Source organism: Sedimentimonas flavescens (assembly GCF_019264375.1).
Lineage (GTDB): Bacteria > Pseudomonadota > Alphaproteobacteria > Rhodobacterales > Rhodobacteraceae > Rhodobacter > Rhodobacter flavescens.
In genome coordinates this window covers 104215-117173 of record NZ_JAHVAI010000010.1, presented here as the reverse complement: position 1 = coordinate 117173, position 12959 = coordinate 104215, and the positions used below count along the sequence as shown (strand labels likewise).

The 12959-nt window shown below is 66.9% G+C and carries 12 protein-coding genes; 4 read left to right on the top strand and 8 right to left on the bottom strand.

Annotated features, from left to right (window positions below; genetic code table 11):
- Positions 1-105: 105 nt before the first annotated feature.
- Both KTQ37_RS11260 and KTQ37_RS11255 read left to right on the top strand, forming a co-directional pair.
- On the top strand, positions 106-777 hold the full coding sequence (locus tag KTQ37_RS11260) for a COQ9 family protein (protein WP_218630613.1): 672 nt from the start codon (positions 106-108) through the stop codon (positions 775-777).
- Positions 774-1760, top strand: a complete 987-nt coding sequence (locus KTQ37_RS11255; RefSeq protein ID WP_218630612.1) for an NAD(P)H-quinone oxidoreductase — start codon at positions 774-776, stop codon at positions 1758-1760. The genes KTQ37_RS11260 and KTQ37_RS11255 overlap by 4 nt, the downstream gene beginning before the upstream one ends.
- Here the strand turns inward: KTQ37_RS11255 and KTQ37_RS11250 are convergent.
- A complete protein-coding gene (locus KTQ37_RS11250) occupies positions 1757-2392 on the bottom strand; it encodes a ribonuclease T2 family protein (RefSeq protein WP_218630611.1) in 636 nt (211 codons plus the stop codon). The two genes, KTQ37_RS11255 and KTQ37_RS11250, sit on opposite strands and share 4 nt — an antisense overlap.
- A gap of 131 nt (positions 2393-2523) precedes the next feature.
- On the opposite strand from KTQ37_RS11250, the gene KTQ37_RS11245 reads away from it, so the two are divergent.
- On the top strand, positions 2524-3279 hold the full coding sequence (locus tag KTQ37_RS11245) for a DUF1013 domain-containing protein (RefSeq protein ID WP_218630610.1): 756 nt from the start codon (positions 2524-2526) through the stop codon (positions 3277-3279).
- Between the two features lie 108 nt (positions 3280-3387).
- Here KTQ37_RS11245 and KTQ37_RS11240 read toward each other — a convergent pair whose 3' ends face one another.
- The 7 genes from KTQ37_RS11240 to KTQ37_RS11210 form a co-directional block, all read right to left on the bottom strand.
- The gene (locus tag KTQ37_RS11240; RefSeq protein WP_218630609.1) at positions 3388-4866 is read right to left on the bottom strand and encodes an NAD-dependent succinate-semialdehyde dehydrogenase; all 1479 of its coding nucleotides are present in this window, start codon (positions 4864-4866) and stop codon (positions 3388-3390) included.
- Between the two features lie 131 nt (positions 4867-4997).
- Complete coding sequence (locus KTQ37_RS11235; RefSeq protein WP_218630608.1) at positions 4998-5990, bottom strand: P1 family peptidase; 993 nt, start codon at positions 5988-5990, stop codon at positions 4998-5000.
- 10 nt (positions 5991-6000) lie between these two features.
- The gene (locus KTQ37_RS11230) at positions 6001-6741 is read right to left on the bottom strand and encodes an SDR family oxidoreductase (RefSeq protein ID WP_218630607.1); all 741 of its coding nucleotides are present in this window, start codon (positions 6739-6741) and stop codon (positions 6001-6003) included.
- A gap of 11 nt (positions 6742-6752) precedes the next feature.
- On the bottom strand, positions 6753-8195 hold the full coding sequence (locus KTQ37_RS11225; RefSeq protein ID WP_218630606.1) for an aldehyde dehydrogenase family protein: 1443 nt from the start codon (positions 8193-8195) through the stop codon (positions 6753-6755).
- The gene (locus KTQ37_RS16955; protein ID WP_218630605.1) at positions 8176-9780 is read right to left on the bottom strand and encodes an ABC transporter ATP-binding protein; all 1605 of its coding nucleotides are present in this window, start codon (positions 9778-9780) and stop codon (positions 8176-8178) included. The genes KTQ37_RS11225 and KTQ37_RS16955 overlap by 20 nt, the downstream gene beginning before the upstream one ends.
- Positions 9777-10592 (bottom strand): ABC transporter permease, encoded by an 816-nt coding sequence (locus tag KTQ37_RS11215; protein WP_218630604.1) that lies wholly within the window; start codon positions 10590-10592, stop codon positions 9777-9779. The genes KTQ37_RS16955 and KTQ37_RS11215 overlap by 4 nt, the downstream gene beginning before the upstream one ends.
- Entirely contained in the window at positions 10589-11533 is a 945-nt protein-coding gene (locus tag KTQ37_RS11210) for an ABC transporter permease (RefSeq protein WP_218630603.1), read from the bottom strand. Before KTQ37_RS11210 ends, KTQ37_RS11215 begins: the two co-directional genes overlap by 4 nt.
- A 220-nt stretch (positions 11534-11753) precedes the next feature.
- Between KTQ37_RS11210 and KTQ37_RS11205 the strand changes: the two genes are divergently transcribed.
- On the top strand, positions 11754-12959 hold the full coding sequence (locus KTQ37_RS11205) for an aminopeptidase P family protein (RefSeq protein WP_218630602.1): 1206 nt from the start codon (positions 11754-11756) through the stop codon (positions 12957-12959).

The following is a 12959-nucleotide window of genomic DNA, read 5'->3' as shown; positions in this document are numbered from 1 at the left end:
TGGTGTCACCACCTTCCTAAGTTAGAGTTGCATCAGAGTGCAGGAAGCGGCCATATAGCAGGGAAGCCCCGCTTTGTCTACTGCCCGCGCGGAAGGAAAAACTCCATGAAAAACGACCATTTGGACGTGGATCGGCTACAGGCCGAACTGCTTGCCGCGATCGAGCCGCACGTGCCCTTCGATGGCTGGTCGGAGCCTGCGTTCAAGGCTGCGGTCGCCGATCTGGGGGTTGATCCGGGGTTGGCGCGTGTGGTCTGCCCGCGTGGAGCGGTCGATCTGGCGGTAGCCTATCACCGCGCGGGTGACCGTGCGATGGAGGCCGCGATTACCGCGGCCGATTTCACCGGGTTCAAGTTTCGCGACAAGATCGCCGCCGCGGTGCGGCTGCGCCTAGAGGTGGTCGACCGCGAGATGGTGCGCAGGGGGGCAGCGCTCTTCGCCCTGCCGCAGCACGCGGCGACGGGCAGCAAGCTGATCTGGGAGACAACTGACCGGATCTGGCGCGCGCTTGGCGACACGAGCGAGGATTTCAACTGGTACACCAAGCGCATGACGCTGTCGGGTGTCTATTCGGCGACGGTGCTCTTCTGGTTGGGCGACGAGAGCGAGGATCACCGCGAGACGCGCGAGTTCCTCGATCATCGGATCGAGAACGTGATGCAGTTCGAGAAGGTCAAGGGTAAGGTCATGGGCTTGCCCCTGGTGAAGGATTTTCTGGGGTCGCTGAGGGCCCCCACGGCGCCGGATCTGCCGGGCCGGACGGGAGGCGATAAATGACTTTGGCGCAGATGATGACGGCGGTTGAGATCACCGCTCCGGGCGGCCCCGAGGTGCTCAAGACCACGACGCGCGCCGTGCCGATGCCGGGGCCGGGCGAGATCCTGATCGAGGTGGCCTATGCGGGCGTAAACCGCCCCGATGCCTTGCAGCGCGCGGGCGCCTACAAGGCGCCCCCCGGTGCCTCGGACCTGCCGGGGTTGGAGTGTTCAGGGCGCGTGGCGGCCCTTGGGCCCGATGTCGCGGGTTGGCAGGTGGGTGATCCGGTCTGTGCGCTGCTGCCCGGCGGCGGTTATGCCGAGTATGTCGTAACGCCTGCCGCCCATGCGCTGTCGGTGCCCATGGGTGTCAGTCTACGCGATGCCGCCTGCCTGCCCGAGACCTGCTTCACCGTCTGGTCCAACATCGTCATGCGCGGCGGGCTGAAGGCGGGCGAACGGTTCTTGGTGCATGGTGGCTCATCCGGTATCGGCACGACGGCGATCCAGATCGCCTCGGCGCTTGGCGCGCGGGTCTTTGCCACCGCCGGTTCAACCGAGAAATGCGCGGCCTGCGCCGATCTGGGCGCCACGGCGATCAACTACCGAGAGCAGGATTTCGTTGAGCTGCTGCGCGCCGAGGGTGGGGCCGACCTGATCCTCGACATGGTCGGCGGCAGCTATATCGCGCGCAATATCAAGGCGATGGCGGATGACGGGCGGATGGTCTTCATCGCGTTCCTCGAAAGCCCGAAGGCCGAGATCAACTTTGCCCAGGTGATGCTGCGGCGGCTGACGATCACCGGCTCGACCCTGCGCCCGCAATCAGACGCCGCCAAGGCCGAGATTGCGGCACAACTGCGCGACCGGGTCTGGCCGATGATCGACGCGGGCAAGCTGCGGGTGATCCATGACAGCGAATACCCGCTGGCCGAGGCTGCCGCCGCCCATGCCCGCATGGAAAGCAACGCCCATATCGGCAAGATCGTGCTGAAGGTGCGTTAACGCACCGCCTCCATCAGCGCGTCCCGCATGGTGCAGTCGCGGATCGTATCCCTGCCGCATCTGCGGGGCTCAAGGTCTTTGGTCAGGCAGATACGTGCCTCCTGAATCCGCCCCGATTTGCAGGTGATGGTGATCTGGTCGCGGGACAGATCTGGGTTGGCCTCAAGGAAGGCCTCTTCGACCACGCTTGCGGGCAGGCGGATGTCACGGTCCAGGCGCGAGAAGACCTCGGGGATCGTCACGCTCTCATAGGCCGCGCGGGCGGTGGCGTAATAATCCTCGGCGCTCAACCCCGCGCAGCGGCCGTGTTTTTTCCACTGATACCAGGCCGCGCCATCCGAGCCCATCACATCCTCCATCGCCGCCGATTGCGCGCGCGAGGGATCGCGGGCGGTGGTGCGGCAATAGCTGGGCCAGCCGGTTTCATATTGCGGCCAGAGGCCGTGCAGCACGAAGGTCGCGTCATTCGCCGGATCGCATTGCGCGACGTCGCGGCTCGCGCCATCGGTCGCGCACCAGCCCGGCGCCCATGAGAGCGACAGCAGGTAATAGTCGAAATCGCCCGCCCGTTCGCCCTCGGCCAGCGCACTCAGTGGCCAAAGCATCAGGCAGGCCAGCGCGAATCGCTTCATTTTCTCTTTTCTCCGGACGTTTTCGGCACTATATACGGCTCAATTCCCCACCAGAAATGGACCGCGGCCGGGAATGACCTGGGCCGCAGCCGGTTTCTCGGCACGGGAGAGATTTGTAAAGGATGGCTCCGATGACGAACAAGCCCCTGATGTCCAAGGCGACCGCCGTTTGGCTGGTGGACAACACGACGCTGACCTTCAAGCAGATCGCGGATTTCTGCGGGATGCACGAACTTGAAGTGCAGGGCATTGCCGATGGCGACGTGGCCGCTGGCGTGAAGGGTTTTGACCCGATCGCCTCGAACCAGCTCGACCAGAAAGAAATCGACAAGGGCGAGGCAGACCCCGGCTACAAGCTGCGTCTGAAGTTCAACGCCGCTGCCGTGGGCGAGGACAAGCGCCGTGGCCCGCGCTACACCCCGCTGTCCAAGCGTCAGGACCGCCCGAACGCGATCCTGTGGCTGGTCAAGTTCCACCCCGAACTCGCTGATGCGCAGATCGCGCGTCTGGTGGGCACCACCAAGCCGACCATCGCCTCGATCCGCGAACGCACGCACTGGAACATCCAGAACATGACCGCGATCGACCCGGTCGCGCTTGGCCTTTGCCGCCAGTCGGAACTGGATTCCGAGGTGCAGAAAGCCGCCAAGAAGCGCGCGGCCGACGGCGTGATGAGCGATGACGAGCGCCGCAAGCTGGTCTCGACCGAGCAGTCGCTTGGCATGGCGACCGAGCCGCGCCTGCCGACCGCGATCGCAGGGCTGGAGAACTTCACCCTGGGTGGTGGCGATGAGGAGAAGGCCGAGCCCAAGGACTTCTCGAATGCGGACAGCTTCTTCAACCTGCCGCATGGCGATGACGATGACGAGGAAGACGAGGACAAGTGATCCTCGCCCCCACGAACGCAAGGGCCGCCCCTCGGGCGGCCTTTTTCTTTGCAGGGCAGGCATGAAAAAAGGCGGCCCGAAGGCCGCCTTGCGTCGCTTTGCCAGTCGTCAGATCGACAGGCAGATGTACTTCATTTCGAGGTAGTCCTCGCAGCCGTGGTGCGAGCCTTCGCGGCCCAGGCCCGACTGCTTGACGCCACCGAAGGGGGCAACCTCGGTCGAGATGATGCCGGTGTTGACGCCGACGATCCCGTATTCGAGGCCTTCCTGCACGCGGGTGATGCGGCCGATGTCGCGGGCGTAGAAATAGGACGCCAGACCGAAGATCGTGGCGTTGGCTTTCTCGACCACCTCTTCCTCGGTTTCGAAGCGGAACAGCGGTGCAACGGGGCCAAAGGTTTCCTCGGTCGCGACCTTCATGTCCTGCGTGACGCCGGTGACGACGGTCGGCTCGAAGAAAGTGCCGCCAAGCGCGTGGCGCACGCCGCCGGCCACGACCTTGCCGCCGCCCTTGAGCGCGTCGGCGATGTGCTCCTCGACCTTGGCCACGGCCTTGTCCGAGATCAGCGGACCGGTGGTGATACCCTCGTTCAGCCCGTCGCCCACGTTCAGCTTGCGCACTGCAGCGGCCAGCTTTTCGGCGAAGGCGTCATAGACACCGGCCTGCACGTAGATGCGGTTGGCGCAGACGCAGGTCTGGCCGTTGTTGCGGAACTTGGACATCATCGCGCCCTCGACCGCCGCATCCAGATCGGCGTCGTCGAACACGATGAAGGGCGCGTTGCCGCCCAGTTCCATCGAGCATTTCATGACCTGATCGGCGGCCTGGCGCAGCAGGATGCGGCCCACTTCGGTCGAGCCGGTGAAGGTCAGCTTGCGCACGGCGTGGTTCTCGCAGAACTCCTTGCCGATGTCCGAGGCGCGCGACGAGGTCACGACCGACATGATGCCCTTGGGCAGGCCCGCGCGTTCGCCCAGAACCGCCATCGCCAGCGCCGAGAGCGGGGTCTCCGAGGCCGGACGGCAGACAAAGCCGCAGCCCACGGCGATCGCCGGGCCGGCCTTGCGCGTGATCATGGCGTTGGGGAAGTTCCACGGCGTGATCGAACCCACGACGCCGATCGGCTGCTTGATCACCTGAATGCGCTTGTCGCGCATGTGGCCGGGGATGGTTTCGCCGTAGATGCGCTTGGCCTCTTCGCCGAACCATTCGATGAACGAGGCGCCATAGGCAATCTCGCCGCGCGCTTCGGGCAGGGGCTTGCCCATCTCGGCGGTCAGGATCAGCGCGAGGTCTTCCTGGTTCGCCATCATCAGCTCGAACCACTTGCGCATGATCGCGGCACGTTCCTTGCCGGTGCGTGCGGCCCAGTCTTTCATCGCGACCTGAGCGGCCTCGATAGCGCGGGCGGTCTCGGCGCGCGACAGGTCGGGCACGGAGCAGATCACGTCGCCACGGGCGGGGTTGGTCACCTCGAAGGTGGCGCCGTCATCGGCGTCGATCCACTCGCCGGCGACATAGGCCTTGGTGGCCAGCAGCGAGGGGTCCTTGAGCAGGGATTTGAGATCGGTATTGGTATCGAGCATGGGTCATCCTCCCGGAATTTGGGCATGGAGAGAGGGAAGCACGCGCAGAGGGGCCTTGTCCATCCGTCCGAATGGTCAGATAGGGCCGCCGCGCTTGCCGAAGAGGGCGGTGCGCTTGCCAAACTGGCAGGTCAGGCGCGGAATCGTGCCGACCAGCAGGGTTGCAGATCACCCGGCGCCGGGGTTGCTGCATGAATGGCGCGCGCGATGGCGCGCGCAAGGCAGCTGGCGGCCGCATGGCCCAAAACGAAGGGGTCGGCCACCGGATCGGGCAGCGCGCGCGCACCGGTTGCTGCTGCAAAGACCAGATCGCCATCGAAGGGCGTGTGCGAGGGCACAAGCGCCCGCGCCATTCCGTCATGCGCCGCGACCGCCATACGTTGCGCCTGCGCCTGCGTCAGGATCGCGTCGGTCGCGACGATGGCGATGGTGGTGGCCTCGCCCATCCGCTTCATCGGTGCGGGCTCATGCGCCGCCGGGTAGGAGGCCGCAGCGCCAAGCCCGCCGAATTCGCCCTGCAATTCCCATGGCGCGGCCCAGAACTGCGGCTGATCGGCGACGGTCGCCTGCCCAAGCGCATTGACCGCCACCAGCGCGCCGACGGTGATGCCGTTCTCCAACACCGCCGAGGCCGAGCCGAGCCCGCCCTTGAGGTTTCCGGTCATCGCGCCGTAACCCGCGCCCGCGGTGCCGATCTCGAAAGCAGGCCCGCTGGCCTCCAGCGCCGCGCGGCCAAGGGGCGCATAGGGGTTGGCGGTCCAACCCTTGTCTCCGCCATTGAGCAGGTCGAACAGGATCGCGCCGGGCACGATGGGCACGCGCATGTCGCCCACGGCAAAGCCGCGCCCCATCGCCCGCAGCCCCTCGGTCACGCCCGAGGCCGCATCAAGCCCGAAGGCAGACCCACCAGACAGCACCAGCGCGTCCACCTCTTGCACCAGCTTGTCGGGGGCCAGCAGGTCTGTCTCGCGCGTGCCGGGCGCGCCGCCCATCACATGCACGGCTGCGACGAAGGGGCGCTCGCCCACCAGTACGGTGCAGCCCGAACGCAGCCCCGCGTCCTGCGCATTGCCCACGCGCAGCCCCGCCACATCGGTGATCAGATTTCTTGGCCCCGGTCTCATCGCGTCCCCCTCAGATGCAGCGTCCGCCGTCCACTTCCATCGCGACGCCGGTGATCATCGACGCCTCGTCCGAGCACAGGAAGAGCGCCGCATTCGCCATGTCCTCGGGCGTCGAGAAGCGCCCGATCGGGATCGTGGCCAAGAACTTCGCGCGCACCTCGGGGGTGTCCTCGCCCATGAAGCTCTTCAGCAGCGGCGTTTCCCCTGCCACCGGGTTGATGGCGTTCACGCGCACCCCAAAAGGCGCCAGTTCGATCGCCATGGCGCGGGTCGCGGTGATCATCCAGCCCTTCGAAGCGTTGTACCAGTTCAGCCGGGGGCGCGGTGACACGCCCGCCGTCGAGGCCACGTTCAGGATCGCCCCGCACCCGGCCGTCTTCATATGCGGCACGATGCAGCGCGCGGTCAGATAGACAGACTTGCCGTTGACCGCGAAGACCCGGTCGAAGTCGGCCTCCGAGACCTCCTCCATAAAGGCGGGCAGGTGGGTGGTGCCCGCGTTGTTCACCAGAATGTCGATCCGCCCCCAGGCCTGCATCGCGGCCTCGGTCATTGCGGCAACCGACTCGCTTCGGCTCACATCGACCGCGCAGGGGATCGCGCCGATCTCGGCGGCGAAGGTCGCTGCGGCCTCGGCGTTCAGGTCCGCGACCATCACCTGCGCGCCCTCGGCCACGAAGCGCCGCGCGATCCCTGCCCCGAACCCCGAGGCCGCCCCGGTCACGATTGCGGTCTTGCCTTCCAGTCTCATGTCATCCTCCCTCAGCCGTGCCACGCCGCGACGGTCTTCAGCGCCGAGAAACCATAGAGCGCCTCGAACCCCTTTTCGCGGCCATGGCCGGATTTGCCGGTGCCGCCGAAGGGCAGTTCGACCCCACCGCCCGCGCCGTAATTGTTCAGGAAAACCTGCCCGGCCCGCAAGCGTCTGGCCATGCGCATCGCGCGCGGCCCGCTTTCGGACCAGACCGAAGCGACCAGCCCGTAATCGGTGCCGTTGGCGATGGCCACGGCCTCGTCCTCGCCCTCGAAGGGGATGACAAGCTGCGCGGGGCCAAAGATTTCCTCTTGCGCGAGGCGATGCGCGCCATGCCCGCCCGCGATCAGCGTAGGCGCGACGTAATGCCCGCCCGCCGGCGCATCGGCCACAACCTGCCCGCGCGCTGCGATCTCAAGATCGGCGGCCAGCGTCAGATAGCCCTCGACGATCTGCTTTTGCCGCCCCGAGATCAGTGGCCCGAGGTCGAGATCGGCCAGCGCAGGCCCCACGCGCAGGGCGCGATAGGCCTCGGCCATGCGGGTGACGACCTCGTCATAGCGGCTGCGCTCGACCAGGATGCGCGAGGCGGCCGAGCAGGTCTGACCCGCGTTCTGGATGCCTGCATTGACCAGGAATGGCAGCGCCCGGTCCAAATCCGCATCCGCAAACACCAGTTGCGGCGACTTGCCGCCCAGTTCCAGCGTCACCGGCACGACATTCGCCGCCGTCGCCGCTTGGATCATCTGCCCCACGGCGACCGAGCCGGTAAAGCTGAGATGGTTGATGCCGGAATGCGAGGACAGCGCCGCCCCTGCTTCCTCGCCCAGACCCGTGACGATATTCAGCGCGCCCGCGGGCAGCCCCGCCGCGCAGGCGATCCGCCCGAAGGCCAGCGCGGTCAGCGAGGCCTCCTCGGCGGGTTTCAGCACCGCCGCATTGCCCATCGCCAGCGCCGCCCCGACCGAGCGGCCAATGATCTGCATCGGGTAGTTCCAGGGCACGATATGCGCCGTCACCCCATGGGGTTCGCGCAGCGTGTAGGCGGTGTAGCCGTTCAGATAGGGGATGGTCTCGCCCATCACCTTGTCCGCCGCGCCGCCGTAGAATTCCAGATACCGCGCCAGCGCCACCACATCGGCGCGCGCCTGTTTGAGCGGCTTGCCAACGTCGAGCGCCTCGGCCTGCGCCAGCGCCTCGGCGTGCTCCAGCACCAGGCTGGACATGCGCATGAGAACGCGCCCGCGTTCAGCCGCCGTTAGCGCGCCCCAATCGCCCGCAAGCGCGCCTTGGGCCGCCGCGACGGCCGCGTCGATATCAGCGGGCGTGCCGCGCGCGATCTCGGCGATGGTCTCCCCGGTCGAGGGGTTCTCGACCGGCAGGCGATCGGCGGTGGGCAGCCACTGCCCGCCAATCAGAATCTCGGCCGGGTCAAACCAGAGCGGTTGCATGTCTCTCCTCCGTCCATGCTTGCGGAATTTGCGGCGCGGCGGCCAGAAGCCGCGCGGTGTAGGCGTGTTGCGGGGCGGTAAAGAGCGCCTCGGTCGGGCCCTGCTCGACGATCCTGCCGGCCTGCATCACGAGGCAGCGGGTCGTGACCGCGCGCACCACCGACAGGTCATGCGAGATGAACAGATAGGCCAGATCATGGCTGCGCTGCAGCCCGGCCAGCAGATCAAGCACCTGCGCGCGCACCCGAACATCGAGGGCCGAGACCGCCTCGTCCAGCACGATCAGCTTGGGGCGAGTGATCAGTGCGCGGGCGATGGCGATGCGTTGGCGCTGCCCGCCCGAAAATTCATGGATGAACTTGCCCCGGTCGTCGGGCGAGAGGCCCACGTCGCGCAGCGCTTCGGCCACGCGGTCGCGCCAGTCGGCGGGGCGGCCGGTCAGGTGAAAGGGCTCGGCGACCAGCCGCTCGACCCGCTGGCGCGGGTTGAACGAGCCGTAGGGGTCCTGAAACACCACCTGCACATCGGCGCGGGCGTGGCTGGGCATTTCGGGGCTGACCGGATGGCCCGATAGCGTGATCGCGCCAGAGGCCAGCGGATCAAGGCCCAAGATCGCGCGGGTCAGGGTGGATTTGCCGCAACCGGACTCGCCCACGAGCCCAAGCGATTCCCCCGCGCTAAGGGTGAAGCTGACGTTATCGACGGCGCGCAGCTCGGGGTGGGGGGCGAAGGGCTTGGGGCGCGGCAGGCGATAGCTGCGGGTCGCGGCGCTGACCGTCAGCAGCGGCGCGCCCTTTTGGGGCGCGCGGGCAGCCGCCGGATGATGCGTCGAGGCCGCCAGCAGATCGGCGGTATAGCGTGCCTTGGGGCGGCGAAAGAGCCGCTCGGTCGCGCCGGTTTCGACCACTTGGCCCGCCTGCATCACCGCCACCCGGTCGGCCATGCCTGCGACCACGGCAAGGTCATGGGTGATAAGCAAGAGCGCCATGCCCTCAGACCGCGCAAGGTCGTGCAGCAGGCTTAGCACCTCGGCCTGGGTGGTGACATCGAGCGCGGTCGTGGGCTCGTCCGCGATCAGCAGGCGCGGGCGCAGCGCGATGGCAAGCGCGATGGCCACGCGCTGACGCTGGCCGCCCGACAGCTCATGCGGATAAAGATCGAGCGGAAAGCGCGGCGCCGTCAGGCCAACACGATCCAGCCGGTCGCGGGCCACCGCCAGCGCCTCGGCGCGCGGCATTTTTTGGTGGACCATCAGCGTCTCGGCCACCTGATCACCGATGGTCATCAGCGGGTTGAGGGCGGTCATCGGCTCTTGAAAGATCATGCCGACCTCGTTGCCGCGCAGACGGCAAAGCGCGCGTTCGGGCAGGGCAGTGATCTCGCGACCCTCCAGCCGGACCGTGCCCGAGACCTGCGCGCCCGGCGGCAAAAGCCCCATGATCGCAAGTGCGGTCATCGACTTGCCCGAACCAGACTCGCCCACCAGCCCGACGATTTCGCCCGGAGCAAGCGACAGCGAGACCTCGCGCAGGATCGCCGTGGGGCCGATCTGGACCGAGAGGGTTTCGAGCGTCAAAAGGCTCATGCCACGCGCCCCCGCAGCCTTGGGTCAAGCGCGTCGCGCAACCCGTCGCCCAGAAGGTTCAGCCCGAGCACGGTGGCGACGATCGCAAGGCCCGGAAACAGCGCCACATGCGGCGCCATCACCACCATGGTCTGCGCCTCGGCCAGCATCCGGCCCCAGCTAGGCGTCGGCGGCTGCGCGCCAAGGCCCACGTAGCTCAGCCCCGCCTCGGCCAGAATCCCAAGGCTGAACTGGATCGTCCCCTGCACGATCAAGAGGTTCGCGATATTGGGCAGGATATGCTCGACCGAGATGCGGGTGCGATGCTTGCCCGCCACCCGCGCCGCGCGGATGTAATCAAGCGTCCAGAGGCTGAGCGCACCCGCGCGCGCCACACGGGCGAAGACGGGGATGTTGAAGATGCCGATGGCGATGATCGCGTTCAGCGCCGAGGGGCCGAAAACGGCGGTGATCAGGATGGCGATCACGAGCGACGGGAAGGCAAAGATCAGGTCGTTCCCGCGCATGATCGCCTCATCAAGCCAGCGCCCCCGATGCGCGGCGGCGGCAAGGCCTAAGGGCACGCCAAGCCCCATGCCGATCCCCACCGCGACCAGCGCCACCGCAAGCGAGGTGCGCGCCCCCGCCATGATCATCGACAGGATGTCACGCCCGAAATGATCGGTGCCCAACCAATGCGCTTCTGAGGGCGGCTGCAGTCGCGCCCCGATCTGTAACGCGGTCACGTCATAGGGCGTCCAGATCAGCGAGATCAGCGCCGCGACCAGCGCGAGCGCGGACAGCGCCGCTCCAAGCACAAGCGCGGGCCTCATGCTGGTCTCCTCAGCCGCGGGTCCACGGCGGCATAGGCGAGGTCGGTCAGGAAGGTCACGGCGATCACGGCAAAGACCAGCAGCATGACGACGGATTCAACCACGATCAGATCGCGCTGCGTGATGGCTTGGAAGATCAGCCGCCCGAGGCCCGGCAGGTAAAAGACATTCTCGATGATGATCGCGCCTGCCAGTAGAAATGAAAACTGCATCCCGAGGATCGTCAGCACCGGGATCAGCGCATTGCGCAGCGCGTGGCGGGTCAGTGCGGCCTGACGGCTCAGGCCCTTGGCGCGGGCGGTGCGGATATAGTCCTGCCCCAATGTCTCGATCAAGGCCGAGCGCAGGACGCGCGCGAGGATCGCGGCCTGCGGCAGCGCCAGCGCAACGGCGGGCAGGGTCAGGGCGCGCAGCGCGGCGAGCGGGTCGGACCAGCCCGGAAAGCCCCCCGCCGGGAACAGCCGCCAGCGCACCGCCAGCAGCAAGACCAGCAGCATCGCGAACCAGAAGTTCGGCACGGCGATGCCAAGCTGCGTCGCGCCCATCACTGCCGCATCCGCCGCCTTGCCCCGTCGCGCAGCGGCGATCAACCCGGCGGGTAGCGCCAGCGCCGTAGACAGCGCGAGCGCGATCAGCGCCAAGGGCAGCGAGATCTTGAGCCTGTCGCCCACCAGTTCGGCCACCGGCACCTTGTAGGTATAGCTCAGCCCGAAATCGCCGCTCAGCATGCCGCCCACCCAATGCAGGTAGCGCAGTGGCAGCGGCTCGTTCAGGCCAAGCTGGTCGCGCAGCGCCGCCACCGTTTCGGGTGCGGCGTTCAGCCCGAGCATGAAGGCCGCAGGATCGCCCGGCGTCACCTCGATCAGCGCGAAAATCGCAAGGCTCGCCACAATCAGCGAGGCAATCAACGAGGCAATGCGTTTCAGGATATAGCGGCCCATCGCGGGCAGGTTCCGCCGAGCGGACCGGATGGTCAAGGCCCCTCGCGCGCCGCCGGCCATTTCGCAGGGGATTGCGCGGCGGCGCAGCTTGCGGCAGCATCTGCGCGAGTCGCGGCGATGGCGTCGCCAGAGGGCCAAGGGCCCGGTGACTTGCGGGTAACCGCCGGACGTCCTGTACGCCGGGATCTTTCGGGGTCCCCTGGCCCCTACGGAGACGACAATGCAAAGACCCGAATTCTATACCTGCGAGAACGGCCAGAAGGCACCGCTGCCCTTCGCCCCCGAGGAATACGAGGCCCGTCTGGAAGGTCTGCGCGACCTGATGGAGATGCACAGCCTCGACGCCTGCCTCATGACCTCGATGCATAACATCGCCTATTACTCGGGCTTTCTCTATTGCAGCTTTGGCCGACCCTACGGGCTGGTGGTAACGCGTGACCGCTCGGTCGTGATCTCGGCGGGGATCGACGCGGGCCAGCCCTGGCGGCGCTGCCATGGCGAGGCGCTGACCTATACCGACTGGGCGCGCGACAACTACTGGCGCGCGGTGGCCCATATCATCGGCACCGGCAAGGCTGTTGGGGTCGAGGCCGATCACCTGACCATGGTGAACGCAGAGAAGTTCAACCACTTCCTCAAGCCCAAGCGCGGCATGGACATCGCCCCCGCGACAATGGCGCAGCGCATGGTCAAATCCGCCGCCGAGATCGAGTTGATCAAGCATGGCGCGGCGGTGGCCGATGTCGGCGGCTTTGCCATCCACGACACGATCAAGGAGGGCCTGCGCGAGATCGACGTGGCCATGGCGGGCCGCGACGCGATGGAGGCCGAGATCGCCAAACGCTTCCCCGACGCCGAGTATCGCGACACCTGGGTGTGGTTTCAGTCCGGCCTCAATACCGATGGCGCGCATAACCCGGTCACCGGGCGCAAACTGCGGCGCGGCGATATCCTCAGCCTCAACTGCTTCCCGATGATTTCGGGCTATTACACCGCACTTGAGCGCACCATGTTCGTGGGCGAGGTAGACCCGGCCAGCCTGAAGATCTGGGAGGCCAACGTCGCGGCGCATGAATATGGCATGAGCCTGCTTGTGCCGGGCGCGCGCTGCGACGAGGTTACCGCCAAGATCAACGACTTCTTCGCCGAGCGCGACCTGCTGCAATACCGCACCTTCGGCTACGGCCACAGCTTCGGCGTGCTCAGCCATTACTACGGCCGCGAGGCGGGGCTGGAGCTGCGCGAGGATATCGACACGGTGCTGGAACCCGGCATGGTGATCTCGATGGAGCCGATGCTGACCCTGCCCGAAGGCATGCCCGGCGCGGGCGGCTACCGCGAGCATGACATTCTGGTCGTGGGCGAGGACGGTTCCGAGGATATCACCAAATACCCCTACGGACCTGCCTTCAACGTGGTCGGGTAA

Bases quoted from the DNA above. Each gene is read 5' to 3' on its own strand.
- KTQ37_RS11260 (WP_218630613.1), top strand. From the start codon at position 106: ATGAAAAACGACCATTTGGACGTGGATCGGCTACAGGCCGAACTGCTT.
- KTQ37_RS11255 (WP_218630612.1), top strand. From the start codon at position 774: ATGACTTTGGCGCAGATGATGACGGCGGTTGAGATCACCGCTCCGGGC.
- KTQ37_RS11250 (WP_218630611.1), bottom strand. From the start codon at position 2,392: ATGAAGCGATTCGCGCTGGCCTGCCTGATGCTTTGGCCACTGAGTGCG.
- KTQ37_RS11245 (WP_218630610.1), top strand. From the start codon at position 2,524: ATGACGAACAAGCCCCTGATGTCCAAGGCGACCGCCGTTTGGCTGGTG.
- KTQ37_RS11240 (WP_218630609.1), bottom strand. From the start codon at position 4,866: ATGCTCGATACCAATACCGATCTCAAATCCCTGCTCAAGGACCCCTCG.
- KTQ37_RS11235 (WP_218630608.1), bottom strand. From the start codon at position 5,990: ATGAGACCGGGGCCAAGAAATCTGATCACCGATGTGGCGGGGCTGCGC.
- KTQ37_RS11230 (WP_218630607.1), bottom strand. From the start codon at position 6,741: ATGAGACTGGAAGGCAAGACCGCAATCGTGACCGGGGCGGCCTCGGGG.
- KTQ37_RS11225 (WP_218630606.1), bottom strand. From the start codon at position 8,195: ATGCAACCGCTCTGGTTTGACCCGGCCGAGATTCTGATTGGCGGGCAG.
- KTQ37_RS16955 (WP_218630605.1), bottom strand. From the start codon at position 9,780: ATGAGCCTTTTGACGCTCGAAACCCTCTCGGTCCAGATCGGCCCCACG.
- KTQ37_RS11215 (WP_218630604.1), bottom strand. From the start codon at position 10,592: ATGAGGCCCGCGCTTGTGCTTGGAGCGGCGCTGTCCGCGCTCGCGCTG.
- KTQ37_RS11210 (WP_218630603.1), bottom strand. From the start codon at position 11,533: ATGGGCCGCTATATCCTGAAACGCATTGCCTCGTTGATTGCCTCGCTG.
- KTQ37_RS11205 (WP_218630602.1), top strand. From the start codon at position 11,754: ATGCAAAGACCCGAATTCTATACCTGCGAGAACGGCCAGAAGGCACCG.